The organism is Butyricicoccus sp. AM27-36, assembly GCF_003480945.1.
GTDB lineage: Bacteria > Bacillota > Clostridia > Oscillospirales > Butyricicoccaceae > Agathobaculum > Agathobaculum butyriciproducens.
The window spans coordinates 93,549-110,394 of the sequence record NZ_QUJR01000007.1; the positions used below are offsets into that span (position 1 = coordinate 93,549).

Consider the following 16,846-nt stretch of genomic DNA (forward strand, 5'->3'; position numbering starts at 1 on the left):
CCCGCTTTCCTTGCAAAAAAGCGGGATGTTTGTTATTCTTCCTCCGGCAGCGAATTGCCGTAGGTTTCGAGTGCGCGCTTGATATCATTCCATGCAAAACCGCGCCGCTGGAGTGCCGCAACGGCTTTTTCGACCTCTTTTCGATCGGAAACGTCACCGCGCAGGCGTTTTTCGAGCAGAGCCAGCATTTGCGCCTCATCCGGAGAGAAGGTCTGCATAGCCGCTTCTGCGGTGTCGCGGTCTATGCCGCGGCGGGTCAGCTCCTGCCGGATGCGTGCCGCGCCGTAACCCTTGCGCGTGTAGCTGCGTACAACGCTTTCCGCGAAAAGCTCGTCATTGAGCATGCTGCGTTCGGTCAGCCACGCAAGCGCGTAATCGGCGGCTTCCTCATCGTGCCCCTTGGCAAGCAGCTTGTCGCGCAGCATTTTCGCACTCAGCGCCCGGTAAGACAGCTGTTTTGCCGCCATATCGAGGGCTGCGCGGTATTTATCCTCGCTCATTATTCTTCGTCGAGGTCGTCAAAATCGTCCGCATCGATGGAGACCGCCTTGGAGGACGACGGACGCGGTGCCTTATCCGCAGGCTTTTCGGCCTTCTCGGTTGGCACAGCGGCGGAAGGACGTGCCGCATGGCTCTGCGCCAGCTTGCTGCGCTCCTCGGCAACCTTTTCCATGATCTGCTTCTGTACGTCATTCGCGATGTCCGGATGATCCTTGAAATACTGCTTGGCAGCATCGCGGCCCTGACCCAGACGGGTATCGCCCATGGAGAACCACGCGCCGGATTTGTTGAGGATGCCGAATTCCACGCCGAGATCGACCAGCTCGCTCGTGCGGGAAATGCCTTCGCCGTACATAATATCGAACTCAGCCTGCTTGAACGGGGGAGCGACCTTGTTTTTTACAACCTTTACGCGGGTGTGGCTGCCGATCAGCTCGGTGCCGTTTTTCAGATGCTCCACGCGGCGAACCTCCATGCGGACAGACGCATAGAACTTGAGCGCACGGCCGCCGGTGGTGACCTCCGGATTGCCGTAAATGACGCCGACCTTTTCACGCAGCTGGTTGATAAAGATGGCTACACACTGGCTCTTGGCGATCGAGCCGGCCAGCTTTCGCATCGCCTGACTCATCATGCGGGCATGCAGACCGACAAAGGAATCGCCCATTTCGCCTTCGATTTCGGCGCGCGGCGTCAGCGCGGCAACCGAGTCGATAACGACGATATCGATCGCGCCCGAGCGCACAAGCGCTTCCGCAATGTCCAGACCCTGCTCACCGGTGTCCGGCTGGGAGACCAGCAGGCTGTCAATGTCAACGCCGAGTGCCTTGGCGTAAACCGGGTCGAGCGCGTGCTCGGCGTCGATAAACGCAGCCGTGCCGCCCAGCTTCTGCGCCTCTGCAACGCTGTGCAGCGCAACCGTGGTCTTACCGGAGGATTCCGGTCCGTAGATCTCAATGATTCGGCCGCGCGGCAGACCGCCGATGCCGAGCGCGAGATCCAGACCGATCGAGCCGGTCGGGATGTGTTCGATGTTCATGCCGGTGTTTTCGCCCAGACGCATGACCGAGCCCTTGCCGAACTGCTTTTCGATCTGACCGAGCGCAGCGGCAAGTGCTTTCTTCTTATCAGCCGCAGGAGCGACTGGTTCCAACTGCTTTTTGGTAGCCATGATAGCATTTCCTCCTGAAAAAGTTACAAATATGAAAGCCGCAGAGCGGCGGTGTATTCGGATTCGATACACCCATTATAACAGGGTGCCGATTTGAATGCAATGATTTTATCGAAAATTTGTTCGATAAAATTTGATATAAAAAATCCTGCCTTTTCAGGCAGGATTTTCAACAGGTCTTATTTACCCTGTGCGTCGATATACGCCTTCGCATGCTGCTTGAGCTTGTCGAAGGTTTCCTCGCTCAGCACATGCTCGATGCGGCACGCATCCTCAGCGGCGGTCTCAGCGTCCACGCCGAGAGCGGTGAGGAACGCGGTGAGCACGGTGTGGCGCTCGTAAATGCTGGTGGCGATCTGCATGCCGGATTCGGTCAGCCCCAGCAGACCGTTCTGGTCGATGGAAACGTAACCGTTATCGCGCAGCAGGCCAACGGCACGGCTGATGCTCGGCTTGGAAAAGCCGGTGTAGTGCGCAACGTCGATCGAGCGCACCTGTCCATTTTTCTGCGTCAGAACCAGGATGGCTTCCAGGTAGTTTTCCGCGCTTTCCTGAATTTTCAATGCACGGACCTCCTTTTCTAAGATACTCTTTTCTGTAGGGCAGCACATGGGTTGGTCCTGCCGCGAAATTCTGTAATAGTATATCTATTTTATCATGACTTGCGTGTTTTTGCAATCTGCGTTGAACAAATTTCAAGCGGAAACAGCGGTCTGTGTTACGGCTGATCGGGCGGGAGCGGATTTTCCGGTGTATTCTGCGGCTCGGGAGCCGGCTGCTCGAACGGCTGCGGCTCGGGCATTTTGCGGTCAATGCTGCGCAGGGTGCGGTGCATGCTGAACAGCATCATAATAAATTCATAGCCGAGCCGTGCAGCAATATTTCCGATGATAAACAGCAGAATCGCCCAGAAAAAGTGGAAAAACAGCAGAATAACGCTGTAAACAGCCAGCGCAGCGACCGTCATGCAGTACAGGATTTTCAGCAGACCCTCGGTGTACGCGTGCCGGAAATTGAGAAAATCATGCAGCTTTGCCGCTGCACCGTGATAGTGATTCGGTTTGCGGACAAACAGCGTGTACAGCGCGATGCCGCCCGCAAGAATCAGTAAAAGTGCCAGAATCGGCAGAATCATTGTGAAAAGCGGTGTGTATGTATAGGTGTAAGTGTAATTCATGGTATGCACCTCTCCTTTGGAAATGGGTTGATACATTTTTAGTGTACCATATTCTGCGGGGTTGATAAAGGGAAAGTTGAATAATTGAGAATGGAAAATGGAGAATGGAGAATGCAGGTGAGGGGAAAATCGGTGTATTTATCAGGTGAGAATGGCGTTATCATTAAGAAACGGCGGCAATCGTGGAATCGCAGGGACGGTCGGCGACCGCCCGCATACCGTTCAATATTACGTTCATTTTCCATTCTCCATTCTCAATTTTTCATTTCAAACCGCCTACGACCATTGCAAATTCCATCAAAATGTTGTACTCTTGATGTACCACCGAACGGGAGAGATACCATGAAAATTTTGCACACTACACCCGCGCAGGACGGGTTTTATATGCCTGCGGAGTTTGCACCGCATGAGGGCTGCCTGATGATCTGGCCGGAACGCGCCGACAGCTGGCAGTACGGCGCCTATGCGGCCCGGAAAGCCTTTCTGCGTGTAATCGAGACGATTTCCGAAAGCGAAAGCATGACCGTGCTCTGCTCGGAAGGGCAGTATGACAACGCGCGTGCACAGCTGCCCGACCGCGTTCGTCTGGTCGTGATGGAGACTGACGATGCGTGGGCGCGTGATGTTGGCCCGACCTTTGTTATCAACGACAGGGGAGAGCGCCGCGGCATCGACTGGGGGTTTAACGCGTGGGGCGGCGATGTGGACGGCCTGTATCCCTCGTGGGAGAAGGACAACCGTGTGGCGCGCAAGTTCTGCGACCTGCTGAACAATGACGTATATGACAAACGCGATTTCATTTGCGAGGGCGGCTCCATTCACTCGGACGGCGAGGGCACCGCGCTCGTCACCGAAGCCTGCCTGCTGAGCGCGGGACGCAATCCCGATCTCACAAAGACTCAAATTGAGCAGGTTTTGTGCGATTATCTGGGCGTTTCCAAGGTGATCTGGCTGCCGCGCGGTATTTACAACGACGAGACCAACGAACACGTTGACAACGTATGCGCTTTCACGGCTCCGGGCGAGGTTGTGCTCGCGTGGACGGACGACGAGACCGACCCGCAGTATGCGCTTTCCAAGGCGAGTCTGGATGCATTGGAAGCCGCGACCGATGCCAAGGGACGCAGGATCAAGGTGCACAAGCTGCCGCTGCCCAAGCCGGTGACCATCACCGCAGAGGAGTGCGACGGCCTTGACCTGTGCGACGGCGAGCCGACCCGCACCCCGGGAGAGCGTCTGGCGGCAAGCTACGTCAACTTCTACATTGCGAACGAGGCTGTTGTCATGCCTGCCTTCGGTGACCCGATGGATGAAAAGGCGCAGGCCATCCTGCAGGAGCTTTTCCCGACCCGTAAGGTGGTTGCGATTGCTGCCCGTGATATTCTGATTGGCGGCGGCAATATCCACTGCGTGACCCAGCAAATCCCGAAAGTGTAAAAATAGAGGACGAACCAAGTGGTTCGTCCTTTATTTTGCTATTTTTACTTGAGCAGACCGTTATCGGTGAAATAGTCGATTTTCATCGCGTGACGGACTCGATCGAGCGTACCCTGAGCAGTCTCAGCGGCGATTTCGCTGCCCTTCTTGAGAATCTCGTAGACTTCAGGCAGGCGACCCTCCCACTGCGCACGGCGCTCACGCATGGGCGACAGCAGAGACTGCATGACGTTGTTCAGGAACTTCTTCACCTTCACATCGCCGAGTCCGCCGCGCTGGTAGTGCGCTTTCAGCTCGTCAAGATTCTGGTAGTCCGGCAGGAATTCTGCGAAGTGCTCCGGCTGGCAGAAAGCATCCAGATAGGTGAACACGGTATTGCCCTCCAACTTGCCGGGATCCTGCACGCGGATATGGTCCGGATCGGTGTACATGGACATGATCTTCTCACGAACGACCTCCTCCGGATCCGCAAGGTAGATGCAGTTGCCGAGCGACTTGCTCATCTTCGCCTTGCCGTCCGTGCCGGGCAGACGCATGCAGGCGTTGTTGGACGGAAGAACAATCTGCGGCATCGTCAGCGTTTCACCGTAAATCGTGTTGAACTTGTGCACGATTTCGCGGCACTGCTCGAGCATCGGCTCCTGGTCCTCGCCGACCGGAACAGCCGTAGCGTTGAATGCGGTGATGTCCGCCGCCTGACTGATCGGATAGCAGAAAAAACCGACCGGAATGCTGGCTTCAAAGTTGCGCATCTGAATCTCTGCCTTAACGGTAGGGTTGCGCTGTACACGGGACACGGTGACAAGATTCATGTAGTAGAACGTCAGCTCGGTCAGCTGCGGCACCATGGACTGGATGAAGATATTCGTCTTTTCCGGATCAATGCCGACCGCAAGATAGTCCAGCGCGACCTTCATAATGTTCTGGCGCACGCGCTCCGGGTGCTCGGCGTTGTCGGTCAGCGCCTGTGCATCCGCAATCATGATGTAAATTTCGTCATATTTTCCGGAATTCTGCAGCTTCACGCGCTCGGCCAGTGAGCCGACGTAGTGGCCGACATGCAGGTTGCCGGTCGGGCGGTCGCCCGTAAGAATGATCTGTTTCATATCGTAAACGCTCCTTAAAATTCGTTTTTCAGACAGGTTTTCCAGTTTTCGGGCAGTTCCACGTTGGAGGAAATCCACATGGCGAACATGCCGTTGAGCATCGTCCAGTAGCGCAGAAGCCGCCATCGTGTCTCATCCTGCGGAATGCCTTGCTTTTCCGCGATAGCGACAGCCACACGGCGGAAAACGGAAAACGGCGGGTAGTTGCCCTCGATCGGCTCAAGCGAGAACGTCAGCTTCTGGGACGCATTGCGGAAATACGCGCTGAAATACGTCGGGTTGCGCATGTAAAAATCCAGATAGGCGGTGCCGAGCTGCTCCATGGTCTGCGGCAGGCTTTCGTCCAGACCGCTGAGCGTCAGCTCGAGTGTGCGCGTCAGCTCCTGCATGACGTAGGCACGGCAGGCGTCGATCAGGCGCTCCTTGCTGTCAAAGTGGCGGTAGATGGCGTTGTGACTCACGCCGCACTGCGTTGCCAGCCGCCGGAGAGAAAGATTTTCAAGGCCGTCCTGCGAGATCAGCGTGACCGCTTCCTCCAACAGCTTGCTTTTGAGATTTCCGTGATGATACTGATCGGCCATTTTCTCACCTCGTTGTTTGTTGTGATGGGTTTATTATAGTCCCTGATGTTGTCGGCGTCAACATTAAAATGTCACAACGATAACCAATTGCATTTGCGAAAAATGCGTATAAAATGACGAATTACATTATCATGGTGAGAATTTATCGTTGTGGTGCAGGACAGGATGTTGATGATGTACACACTGTTTTGCGGCAAAAAAACGCCGATATTCTCCGGAAAAACGGAGAATATCGGTGTTTGCAGCTGCGGTTTAGTAGATTACGACAGTCGAACCGATCGGTACGTTGTTGTAAATCCAGTTGATGTCGTTGTGCTTCATGCGTACACAGCCGTGCGAAACCGGATAGCCGCTGCTGAAGTCGTATTCGGTATCGGTGCCGGGATAGCACAGGCGGGAGTGGAACGCGTAGCCGGTGCCCGGGTAGAAGCCTACAACCGGACGAACTGTGTAAGTACCGGTGGTCCAGCCTGCCTTCAGCTTGTAGCTGACGGTGGTCACGCCGACCGGAGTCGGGGTGGAGGCAGCACCGGTGCCGACGATAAAGCTCTTGGTCAGCTTCCAGTTGCCCTTGGAGCCGGTGAATACGTTTACATGCTGGTATGCGCGGTTGATCCAGACCAGATAATTGGTGTTGCTGGAGTAGCCCTTGGCGTTGATCCAGACCTCCTTGGTGGTGGTGGAGTAGTCGTTGTTAGCGGCGTAGGACGTGGTGTAGTTGCCGCGGTAAACCGAGGATACCTGCTTGAGGATAGCGGCAGCGTCGCGCTGTGCATACCACTCGGCAGAGTAATTCTCGATCGGAACGGTCTTCTGGGCGTAAACCTGCTCAGTTTCGCCGGTGGACGGGTTGTCGTAGAGCAGCTTAAAGCCAATCGCCGTGCTGGTCTTCATATTCTTGGTGAAGGTGAAGGTGCTGGTGTGGCTGGAGGTCTTGCCGTTGGTCAGCTCGAAGCTGTTGTTTGTGCAGCCCTTGATCGCGGAGCCGTCCTGATACCAGATTGCAGTGCAGGTAACGCCTTCCTTTACGCCGGAGAAGCTGACCTTGGCAGTCAGCGAGCCGCCGGCCTTAACCTTATCCGGAACGGTCATCGTGATTTGAACGCCATCCAGACCGGGATCGATGTTGTCGATCGTGTGGTCGGCCTTAGCCGTTACCGTGCAGCCGACCATGCGGGTGTCTACGGTGCCGATCTTGCCGGTGCCGTCGACCGTGGTGTTCTTGCCGGCCAGAACCATCGTGCCGACCGTGCCGGACAGCGTGATGCGGTTGCCGGAGCCGCGCAGTACGGAAACGGTATCCGCGTCGCCCTTGAGCAGGATGGTGTTGTTGCTGCCGGTGATGGTGATGGCATCCGAGGTCATGCCTTCGAGCACGATCGTGCGGCCGGAAGCGGTGATCTCGATGTTGGAGACTGCGCCGCTGTAGCCAACGGAGCCGCCTTTGCCTGCGATAACGAGCGTGTTTACGGACGAAGTGTTGTCCATCTTAACATCCGCCGTGCCTGCCGGGTCAACAGCAAGCGTAGAGATGCTGGTCTGCTTGGTGGCATTCAGTACAGCGCGCTCCTCGCCCTTGAGGACGATGCGGTGCGAGCTGCTGACGGAATCGAGCGAAATTTCATTCGTGGGAGCGGCAAAGATCCAGTCGCCGTCTGCGACAGCGCCGGTCAGAGCGATGCTCGGATTGGTGAGTACGGTGCCGCCGGCCAGCTTGGTCGGTGCGCTGTCTGCGTTGGTGGCAGCGGCAATGCGCACAATCATGGTGACGAACTGTGCACGGGTCAGCTTGTTCGACGGAGACAGCTTGGTAGCAGAGGTACCGTTTACAACGCCCTGGCTGATCAGAGCGGCAGCAGCCTGCTTCTGCTCGGTGGTCATGGAGGAGGTATCGGTGAAGCTGCTCAGCTCATCGGTAGCGGTCTCTGCGCGGTCGTACGCGAACGCACGAGCCATCAGCACGAAAGCCTCGGCACGGGTAGCTGCAGTGTCAAAGCTGCGGTTGTCGTTTGCGGTGATCAGGCCGAGGTGGATGGCCTTGCCCAGATCCCCGCTGTACCATGCGGACTGCTGGCTGGCCGCCAGACCGGATACACTGTCGGCCTGCGTTGCGCCAAGCGCACGGTTGAGGATAACGATAGCCTCGGAACGCTTGACCGAGTTGTTCGGCATAATTTTGCCGTTGATGCCCTTCAGCAGACCCAGCTCAACACCCTTGCGCAGCGAAGCGGCAGCCCAGTGACCGTCGATATCCGGGAAATCCGTGGTCGCCGGCTCGGAAGGTGTGGTCGGATCAGTCGGAGTCGTGGGTTCGGTGGGAGTGGTCGGAGTCGTCGGCTCGGTGGCCGTCGGAACGGCGGTCTGCTCCAGTGCAAACGGGAGCGGATCGAGCATCAGATACTGCGGCATGTACTTGGATGCACCGGCACGCAGCGGATCGGAATCGCCGCCGATCACCAGCTTGCTGTCGGAGAAGCTGTCGTCCACCAGCATGCGGAAGGTGGTGGTGCCCCAGTGGAAGGTGAGCCACTGCGCCTTGTCAGCGTCGTTCTTGCTGTCCGCAAGGTATGCCTTTACCTTGTTGTGGGCCTCGGTCAGCTTGGTCTTGCCGGAGTCGGTCAGGTCGATCTCAACGGCTTCAGCGCCGTTCTCGGTGGTTGCCTTGGCAGAGGCAAAATCTGCACGGTCGAACTGACACTCCTCGTTCAGAAAGTCGGTCACACTGCACAGACGGCGGTCGCCCAGACGAGCGGCCCAGTAAGCGGCAGTGTTGCCGGTAGCTGTTTTCGGAATGGAAACGGTGATTACATCGCCGGAAACGGCGGCAGACGCGCCGGTCAGACCCTCAAGCTGCATGCGCTGCGAGATGATCTTCTGCGCTGCTGCCAGATCGGTCTGGAGAGCAGTGCTGTCGTACGCGCTGCCGGTGATCGGCTTGAGTGCAAACATCAGCGCGTTTGCAGCCGTGGTTGTCGCCGAATCATTTACGGCAAAAGCAGTGGTGAACAGCATCATGGCGGCCAGCAGACCGCTGAAAATGCGTTTTGTCAACTTCAAAATACTATCCCCTTTTTGACAGTTGCAGAATGCGGACATTCTGCCTTACCTTATTACCTATATTTTACGTTCCGGACCAGAGCTTGTCAAGACGAGTAAGGTTTCAGTTCCGAAACATTTCGCTGTCCGCTGGGGACGGCGTACCCACGCCGAGGGGGCAAGAGGGTAGACACCTGCGGTTTCTGCCCTCTTGACTCCCGTTTCCCTTGGGAGAGCACGGCGAAAATCGGAGAACGGCGACCGCTGCGAAACAGGGGAGCGGCAGTCGGGTTACCGCTGCGTGCCTTTCTCCGCCTTTCCGCAGTTCACAGACAGTGTACTGCTACACAGACGGTTTTTTCTACGCAGGCGCGGCATAACAGTGCCGCGCAACTCGTTAGTCTGGAGTTTACGGACAGCACCTGCGGATTTCATCCGTTGCAGAATCTATCTTGTAGGGCGGGATGACCCCATCCCGCCGTATGTAAATGGCAGCAAATCGTAAAAAACGGCGGGGTGAGGTCACCCCGTCCTACAATATAACGCGTTAAAGACTTGTGCGGCACTGTCATCCCCCAGGGGACTCTCTCTTACCCTTCGGGCAATTCACCTTGTGCCGCACCCTGCGTAGATTTAACCATATGTGTAGCAGTAAGCTGTCTGTGAAATGCGAAAAGGCGGAGAAAGACACGCTGCGGTAACCCGACTGCCGTTCCCCATTTTGCAGCGGTCGCCGGTCTCTGGTCTGCGCCAGACTAAGAAACAAAAGGAAGTGGGAGTTAAGAGGGTAGAAACCATTGGTGTCTACCCTCTTGCCCCGCCGCGGGGCGCGGCGACGTTCCCGCCGTCCGCAGGCGGCGAATCCCAATATGGGGAACAGCCATCCACGCTTTACAATCTGAATACAGCATGTTATACTATAAAATAAGCATAAAAACGACCCTTTTTCAAAGGAGGAAATCACCCATGCTTTGCAAAAACTGCGGCAAGGAGCTGCCGATCGCCGGAAAATTCTGCCCCTTCTGCGGCGCAGCTGTCGAGCAGACCGGTGTCAATGACGAAACAGCTGTATTTACCACCCTGCCGGATGATATGAAGGACCCTGTTGAGACCGGTCCGATTGACACCAGCGCGTTTGACGCGGCTATGCGGGACGAAAAGCAGCAGCTTCCGGTGGACGACACGGTTGCCGATCCGCTGGCAGACACCAATCCCAATATCCCGAATCCGAACATTCCCACGCAGGATACCATGCGCCCGATCGACACGCCGCCGGTCCGCCGTGCTGCGGGCATGCCCGAGCGCCGCACGACCTACTACAATGGCGAGGCCGATCCGAAGGACCGCGTTTACAAAAAGCCGTCCAAGGGAAAACGCGGCCTGATCGTTGCGTTGGTGGTCATCATCGTGGCGGCTTTGATCGGCGGCGGTGTGTGGTATTTTGCAAATTCGCACAAGACCGACGAAAACCTCATCATGGCCGAAAAGTACATGGATCACGGTGACTTCGACAAGGCGCTTACGTATTACCAGAAGGCACAGGAGGAAGCCAAGGACCCGGCGGCTCTGGATGCGACCATTCAGCTGATCAAGGACTATCAGTCCGCTGAGGATTATGTGGGCAACGGCCAGTACACCGAGGCCATTGCGGCGCTCAAGCAGCTGCAGAACCGTGTCACCGACCCGGATTCCGCGATGTACAAGGCCATCGAGGACTTGCTCGATAAGGCGCAGTCTGCTCAGTCGGACGATCAGTTCAACTCCGATCTGGACGAGGCGCAGAGTTACCTGGACGATAAAAAGTACGATGCCGCCAGCGGCAAGCTGGATTCTCTGGCAAATGATGATTCGCTGACCGCTGACCAGAAAAAGCAGGTCAAGGAGCTGCAGAAGCAGCTTTCCGATGCACAGCAGCAGGAAAAGCAGCAGGAAGAGAACAGCCAGAAAAAGGCCGAGCAGCGCGATGCATTCAGCAAAAAGATGGATGAGCTGGAAAGTGACGATCTGAAAATTTCGTCGGCAGCCAACCAGGAGGATGAGCTGGCTATGACCGCAAGCTCGTTTGAGCAATGGGATAACCTGCTGGGTGAGATGTACGACTACCTTGCGACCGTGCTCAACGCCGATCAGTACGCTTCCGAGGAGGCAAGCTACAAGCAGTGGGTGCAGGAGCGAGATTCCGGTGCGGAAAATGCCGCAAAGGAGACCGAGGATGACACCGCAAAGCAGCTTGCATCCTACAGCTTTAAGCAGAGCTACACCAAAACACGCTGCTATAAGCTGCTCGATCTGATGAACTGAACATGGGAATAACGAAAAAAGGACGCATAACGCGTCCTTTTTGTTTGCCGCAAACGAGAAACAAGGGTGCAAAAAAGCGCCGCTTTCTTGTGAAAACGACGCTTTGCGTATCCTTGATTATAAAAAACGAATTGCTTACTCTGCGGTGTAGGGCAGAAGAGCAATGTGACGTGCACGCTTGATAGCCTCGGTCAGCTGACGCTGATGAGCAGCGCAGGTACCGGTCATGCGGCGGGGCAGGATCTTGCCGCGCTCGGACATGTACTTCTTCAGCTTGCCGGCATCTTTATAGTCAACGTGTGCAACCTTATCTACGCAGAATGCGCATACCTTGCGACGGCGACGGCCGCGCTGCGGGCGCTCTGCACGCTCCGGACGGGGAGTAAATTCCTTCTTGGTTTCTTCCATGATCACGTAACCTCCTTCAGTTTAGAATGGGACATCGCCGTCGTCATCAGCAAGCTCCTGAAAATCCGAATCTCCTGCGGGGAGATCGAAAGCCGGAGCAACCTGGGACGCGGCAGGCTCGGGCCGCATCTGCGATCCATTGTCATAGCCGCCAAAACCGCCCTGATTGCCTGCATTGTAGGCATCGCGGGATTTCTTCGTTTCACCGAAGGAAACCTCGTCGCAATTTACTTCGATTGCAGTGCGGTTGTTGCCGTTCTGGTCCTGCCAGCGGCGGGACTGGATACGGCCGACTACGATTGCCATAGAACCCTTCGTGAACCACTGTGCAACGAACTCTGCCTGACGGCCCCATGCGACACAGTCGATGAAGTCGGTCTGGCGTTCGCCGTTCTGATCCTTGCGACCACGGTCGATCGCAAGCGAGAACGAGCACACAGCCATGTTGGACTGGGTATGGCGCAATTCGGGATCGCGGGTCAAACGACCCATCAGAATCGCCTTATTGAGCATTGGTGTTCACCGCCTTAGTCGTCCAGGCAGACGATGATGGAACGCATGATGCCGTCCGTGATCTTGTAGATACGGTCCAGCTCAGCCGGGAAATCGGGCTTGGACTCAAAACGAACCAGCGTGTAAACGCCCTCCGTCTGATCCTCGATCGGGTACGCCAGACGGCGCTTGCCCCAGTCCTCGACCTCTACGTTCGTGCCGTTCGCCTCAACGAGAGACTTGAACTTGTCCACAACAGCGGTAGCCGCTGCCTCTTCCAGCTTGGGGTTAACGATGAAGATAGTCTCGTACTTGCCAGAAATCTTTGCCATATTCTTAGCACCTCCTTTTGGACTTTTGGCCCACATCCTTTGATGTGAGCAAGGATACTATACCATTATAACGGATACACGGAGAATGTCAAGAAAAATTTCAAAAAAATATTGACGAACTTTCAAAAGCATGATATACTGAAAACACTGTGAACGAGGCAGAGATTCGTCGCAGGACGCATAAGTGCTTGTGTGGCTCAGTTGGTAGAGCAGCGCATTCGTAATGCGCAGGTCGCCGGTTCGAGTCCGGCCACAAGCTCCAAAACCCTTCCGATTTTCGGAAGGGTTTTTGCTTTATCCGGATATCGGCGTCTGTTTTCTATATAATGGGATAGCGGTATGCCAAAACTTATTATTGACATATGTCGAAAACATGATAGACTATAGGTAATGTTATTGGCATATGCCAGAAATGATTCGGAGGAAATGGTTATGAAGATCGCAGTTACCTATGAAAACGGAGAGGTTTTCCAGCATTTTGGCCACACGGAGCAGTTTAAGTTGTACGAGGTATCCGGCGGCAAGCTGCTGCATGCGCAGGTGGTGGATACGAACGGCAGCGGTCACGGTGCGCTGGCCGGCCTGCTGGCGCAGCTTGGTGTGGATACGCTGATCTGCGGCGGCATTGGCGGCGGCGCACAGGCAGCGCTTGCGGAGGCCAATATCCGTCTGATCGGCGGCGTGCAGGGCAACGCAGATGAGGCGGTGCAGGCTTTCCTGAACGGTACGCTGGCGTTTGATCCCAATGTACATTGCACGCACCATGATCACGGCGAAGGCCATTCCTGCGGCAGCCACGGCTGCGGCGGTCACTGTCACGAATAATCCATGCCGAGACCGAGAAAGTGCCGCAGAATCTGCAGTATGCCGACGTTCAGCGAGTTTTCCCCGCAGGAAAATACGACAGAGTGCGTACAAATGACGCTGGACGAATATGAAGCCATCCGTCTGCTGGATCTGGAGAATCTGCAGCAGGAGCAGGCTGCCGCGCAGATGGGCGTGGCCCGCACAACGGTGCAGCTGATCTACAACAACGCCCGCCGCAAGCTGGCGGATTGCCTTGTAAACGGCAAACGACTGGTGATCGAGGGCGGCGATGTTGCGCTGTGCGAGCGTCATGCGCAGTGTCCGGGACGCGGACATTGCTGCCGCAGCGACTGTCCGAAACATCTCAAATAGGTGCAGAAAACGAAAAAACCGTTGCTTTTTGCAACGGTTTTTCGTTATTCTTCGTGATCGAGTACATAGCGGTACAGCGCGTTTTTCTTTACGCCGGTTTCGGCGGAAACCGCCTTGACCGCGTCCTTCTGGGTCTGGCCCTGTTCCACGCGGCGGCGGACCGCCTTGGCGGCAGAGGCAAGACGCTCGGCCTCGTCCTGCTCGGTTTCCGGCTCGTCCGGCGCACCCTCGAGGATGAGCACGAACTCGCCGCGCGGCGCATTGGCGTCAAAGTATGCAACCGCCGCATCGAGCGTCATGCGGAGCGTCTGCTCATGCAGCTTGGTCAGCTCGCGCGAGAGCGACAGTCGGCGGTCGCCGCCGAAGGCGTCGCGCAGGTCACGCAGCGTTGCACACAGCTTGTGCGGTGCTTCGTAGAAGATCATCGTGCGTTTTTCGCCCTGCAGTGCGTCCAAATGCTCTCTGCGGGCCTTTTTGTTGACCGACAGGAAGCCTTCAAAGCACCAGCGTCCGGTCGGCAGACCGGATGCCGCCAGCGCGCAGACCGCCGCACAGCAGCCCGGAATCGGGATAACGGGCACATCGTGCTCGGCGCACAGCGCGACCAGATCCTCACCCGGATCGGAAACCGCAGGCGTGCCCGCATCGGTTACGAGCGCACAGGTCTCACCGGCGAGCAGCTTCTCCAAAACTGCTTCACCGCGTGCGCGGCGATTGTGTTCGTAGTACGAGATCATCGGCTTTTTGGGCAATTCGCAGGCGTTAAGCAGCTTTTGCGTCACGCGGGTGTCCTCTGCCGCGATGAAATCCACCGTGCTGAGCACCTCGCGTGCCCGCGGCGATAAATCACTCAGGTTGCCGATCGGCGTTGCGACTAAGTATAATGTAGACAATTCAATCCCTCCGGAATTTCTTAAATGGAGAATAGAGAATGGATAATTGAGAATGGGAAATGAAGGTGCGGCTAAATCATCGCGCATTGCGCGTATCAGCGCAGCGCGGACGGGACTCGCGCAAGGATAGCGCTGATTCTCCATTTTCAATGCTCAATTCCGTAAATACGGAAATATTCATCACTCTCAACGATCAGCGGCGGCTCAACAACAAGTCCTTCCGCACTGCCGCCTTTTCGGCACTCGACCATGACGACGCTTGGCGCCGCTTGCACGCTCTGGTGCACGAACCGCATTCTTTTCGGCACGAGCCGCACGCGCGAAAGCGCTTCGAGCAGCACCCACAGCCGTTCCGGCCGGAATACGAACGCGGCTTTACCACCGGTATGCAGCACGAACGAGGCCGCAACCGCCAGTTCCTCGACCGAACAGGTCGCGTCCTGCCTTGCGGTGCGCTTTTCGGCGGTCGGCGCATTCGCGCCTGCGTTGCGGTCGAAATACGGCGGGTTGCAGATAACGTAATCCATACTGCCGTGTGGCAGCAGCGTACGCATCTGCCGCAGATCGCCCTGCAGAGCGGTTACGTTTTCCAGCTCGTTTGCTGTGATGGACTGCCGGAACAGGTCGAGCGGGCCGTCCTGCAGTTCCAGTCCGGTGATCTTGAGATCCGGCCGCCATACGAGCAGCGCCAGTGCGCCTGTGCCGCAGCCGAGGTCGAGCAGTTTGGCATTGCGTCTCGGCTTGGCGAACGCGCTGAGCAGCACGCTGTCCTGTCCGAGCTTAAAAAACCGGTCGTCCTGTAATAATTGCAGTCCGTTAGGGAGTATTTCAGTGCTTTGCGCCATGATTTCTCTCTCCTTAATAACCCTTTTCTACCGCAGCCTGCAGCACCTGCGAAGCCACCGTACCGGCAACCGACGAGCCGCCGCCGCCGTTCTCGACGAGAACGATGAAGGCATACGGCGTAGCCTCGTCGCGCAGGAAGCCGGTGAACCATGCGTTCGGTGATTTATCCGCGCCGACCTCGGCGGTGCCCGACTTGGCACAGATATCCATGCCCGGGAAACGATCCTGACCGTAGGTCTCGATGACGTTGTTGTGCATCATATCCGCGATGGTACCCGCGGTCTTTTCGTCGATCAGCTGCGCCGACTTGTGCGGATAGTAAATGCCGGTCGGCAGGCCGTAATCTGTGGTGGATTTTTCGATCAGACGCGGCACGGCAGCCTTGCCGCCGTTGGCGATCGCGCCCATATACTGGAGCATGTTGATTGGGCACAGGGTATCCTGACCCTGACCGACACCCGACCACGCCAGCTGATTGTCATTGCCCGAGAAATCAAACTTGCCGACAGAGGACTGGATGCCGTCCACCTTGATGGACTTGGTAAGCCCGGCGGCATCCGCGTATTTCTGCATGGTTTCGCCGCCGAGTTCGACAGCCAGCTGACCGAACACACCGTTGCACGAGTTGGCGAGCGCTTCCTCGATGTCCTGTTCGCCGTGAGCGTGCGGGCAGGTGACTTCCTCGCCGCCGATGTTGACCGAGCCGGTGCACGTCCACTTGCGCTGGAACAGGTCGGGGATGTTCTCGATAGCGGCGTTGATGGTCACAACCTTGAAGATGGAGCCCGGAATCGAGTTTGCGGACAGCAGTCGGTTGACGTAAACGCCGTCCCATGCGGGATCATCCGCCGCAATGTCCGGCGGATTGGCCGGATCGAATGTTGGTGTGGACACCATGCACAAAATTTCACCGGTTTTATAGTTATAAACGCCAACCGTTCCGTTCATTTCGTTCAAAGCCTGATAGGCGACATTGTTCAAATAGGCATCAATCGTCAGATACAGGCTGTTGCCGGTGCCGAGCGGAGAATATACGCCGGTGAGCAGATTGTAGCCGGACAGCTTATCCGCGAACGAGGTGAGCGCACCCGCACCGATGTTGCCGTTTTTGTCGCCGACGGCGTGCAGTGTGGCGCGCCGGACGGCTGCGTCATCATTGTAGATGCGGTTGCCGTCCTCGTCGAGCGTGGACAGCATATCGCCGTCCCGGTCGAGGATGGTGCCGCCTTTCAGCTGACCGGCGTTGTTATAGAGATGACGGTTGTACGGGTAGGAGGCCCAGTCGCCGCCGTCCACGACAAACTGGAAGCAGAAGAACGCCAGACCCAGACCGAGCAGTGCGGCAAGGATCAGACAGAAAATACTGCGTTTTTCGATTTTCCGCAT

General features: G+C 56.6%; 17 protein-coding genes and 1 tRNA gene. 5 read left to right on the plus strand and 13 right to left on the minus strand.

What is annotated here, in order from left to right:
• Positions 1–32: 32 nt before the first annotated feature.
• The 4 genes from DW724_RS10620 to DW724_RS10635 all read right to left on the minus strand — a co-directional run bounded on the left by DW724_RS10620 (position 33) and on the right by DW724_RS10635 (position 2,849).
• Positions 33–500, minus strand: a complete 468-nt coding sequence (locus tag DW724_RS10620; protein ID WP_118761446.1) for a regulatory protein RecX — start codon at positions 498–500, stop codon at positions 33–35.
• Positions 500–1,672 carry a recombinase RecA gene (gene recA / locus DW724_RS10625; protein WP_118761447.1) on the minus strand — a complete coding sequence of 391 codons (1,173 nt, stop codon included), beginning with the start codon at positions 1,670–1,672 and terminating at the stop codon, positions 500–502. Before recA ends, DW724_RS10620 begins: the two co-directional genes overlap by 1 nt.
• 179 nt (positions 1,673–1,851) lie before the next feature.
• The gene (locus DW724_RS10630) at positions 1,852–2,235 is read right to left on the minus strand and encodes a metal-dependent transcriptional regulator (RefSeq protein WP_110435666.1); all 384 of its coding nucleotides are present in this window, start codon (positions 2,233–2,235) and stop codon (positions 1,852–1,854) included.
• A 155-nt stretch (positions 2,236–2,390) separates the two neighbouring features.
• Complete coding sequence (locus DW724_RS10635) at positions 2,391–2,849, minus strand: DUF4282 domain-containing protein (RefSeq protein ID WP_118761448.1); 459 nt, start codon at positions 2,847–2,849, stop codon at positions 2,391–2,393.
• A gap of 342 nt (positions 2,850–3,191) precedes the next feature.
• On the opposite strand from DW724_RS10635, the gene aguA reads away from it, so the two are divergent.
• Entirely contained in the window at positions 3,192–4,286 is a 1,095-nt protein-coding gene (gene aguA, locus DW724_RS10640) for an agmatine deiminase (RefSeq protein ID WP_118761449.1), read from the plus strand.
• Positions 4,287–4,330: 44 nt separating this feature from the next.
• On the opposite strand, the gene trpS is transcribed toward aguA, so the two are convergent.
• The 3 genes from trpS to DW724_RS10655 all read right to left on the minus strand — a co-directional run bounded on the left by trpS (position 4,331) and on the right by DW724_RS10655 (position 9,030).
• Entirely contained in the window at positions 4,331–5,392 is a 1,062-nt protein-coding gene (gene trpS / locus DW724_RS10645; protein WP_118761450.1) for a tryptophan--tRNA ligase, read from the minus strand.
• A 14-nt stretch (positions 5,393–5,406) separates the two neighbouring features.
• Positions 5,407–5,973: a TetR/AcrR family transcriptional regulator gene (locus DW724_RS10650; RefSeq protein ID WP_110435644.1), complete on the minus strand. Its 567-nt coding sequence runs from the start codon at positions 5,971–5,973 to the stop codon at positions 5,407–5,409.
• Between the two features lie 252 nt (positions 5,974–6,225).
• Positions 6,226–9,030: a L,D-transpeptidase family protein gene (locus tag DW724_RS10655; protein WP_158580275.1), complete on the minus strand. Its 2,805-nt coding sequence runs from the start codon at positions 9,028–9,030 to the stop codon at positions 6,226–6,228.
• 945 nt (positions 9,031–9,975) lie between these two features.
• On the opposite strand from DW724_RS10655, the gene DW724_RS10660 reads away from it, so the two are divergent.
• Positions 9,976–11,310 (plus strand): zinc ribbon domain-containing protein, encoded by a 1,335-nt coding sequence (locus DW724_RS10660; RefSeq protein ID WP_118761452.1) that lies wholly within the window; start codon positions 9,976–9,978, stop codon positions 11,308–11,310.
• Positions 11,311–11,445: 135 nt separating this feature from the next.
• Here DW724_RS10660 and rpsR read toward each other — a convergent pair whose 3' ends face one another.
• Genes rpsR through rpsF form a run of 3 tightly spaced genes read right to left on the minus strand, consistent with a single transcriptional unit; the run spans position 11,446 to position 12,542 of the window.
• A complete protein-coding gene (gene rpsR / locus DW724_RS10665) occupies positions 11,446–11,718 on the minus strand; it encodes a 30S ribosomal protein S18 (protein ID WP_110435641.1) in 273 nt (90 codons plus the stop codon).
• Between the two features lie 21 nt (positions 11,719–11,739).
• Positions 11,740–12,231 carry a single-stranded DNA-binding protein gene (locus tag DW724_RS10670; protein WP_110435640.1) on the minus strand — a complete coding sequence of 164 codons (492 nt, stop codon included), beginning with the start codon at positions 12,229–12,231 and terminating at the stop codon, positions 11,740–11,742.
• 14 nt (positions 12,232–12,245) lie between these two features.
• A complete protein-coding gene (gene rpsF, locus DW724_RS10675; RefSeq protein WP_110435639.1) occupies positions 12,246–12,542 on the minus strand; it encodes a 30S ribosomal protein S6 in 297 nt (98 codons plus the stop codon).
• A 186-nt stretch (positions 12,543–12,728) separates the two neighbouring features.
• Here rpsF and DW724_RS10680 point away from each other — a divergent pair.
• The 3 genes from DW724_RS10680 (at position 12,729) to DW724_RS10690 (ending at position 13,721) form a co-directional block, all read left to right on the plus strand.
• Positions 12,729–12,804 (plus strand) — tRNA-Thr (locus tag DW724_RS10680).
• A gap of 170 nt (positions 12,805–12,974) precedes the next feature.
• Positions 12,975–13,367 (plus strand): NifB/NifX family molybdenum-iron cluster-binding protein, encoded by a 393-nt coding sequence (locus tag DW724_RS10685; RefSeq protein WP_118360585.1) that lies wholly within the window; start codon positions 12,975–12,977, stop codon positions 13,365–13,367.
• Between the two features lie 3 nt (positions 13,368–13,370).
• Positions 13,371–13,721 (plus strand): DUF134 domain-containing protein, encoded by a 351-nt coding sequence (locus DW724_RS10690; RefSeq protein WP_118761453.1) that lies wholly within the window; start codon positions 13,371–13,373, stop codon positions 13,719–13,721.
• A 44-nt stretch (positions 13,722–13,765) separates the two neighbouring features.
• On the opposite strand, the gene rsmI is transcribed toward DW724_RS10690, so the two are convergent.
• From rsmI to DW724_RS10705, 3 genes are all read right to left on the minus strand, one after another.
• Entirely contained in the window at positions 13,766–14,614 is an 849-nt protein-coding gene (gene rsmI / locus DW724_RS10695) for a 16S rRNA (cytidine(1402)-2'-O)-methyltransferase (protein ID WP_243105736.1), read from the minus strand.
• A 146-nt stretch (positions 14,615–14,760) separates the two neighbouring features.
• Positions 14,761–15,459: a tRNA1(Val) (adenine(37)-N6)-methyltransferase gene (locus tag DW724_RS10700; RefSeq protein WP_118761454.1), complete on the minus strand. Its 699-nt coding sequence runs from the start codon at positions 15,457–15,459 to the stop codon at positions 14,761–14,763.
• Between the two features lie 13 nt (positions 15,460–15,472).
• Positions 15,473–16,846 carry a penicillin-binding transpeptidase domain-containing protein gene (locus tag DW724_RS10705; RefSeq protein ID WP_118761455.1) on the minus strand — a complete coding sequence of 458 codons (1,374 nt, stop codon included), beginning with the start codon at positions 16,844–16,846 and terminating at the stop codon, positions 15,473–15,475.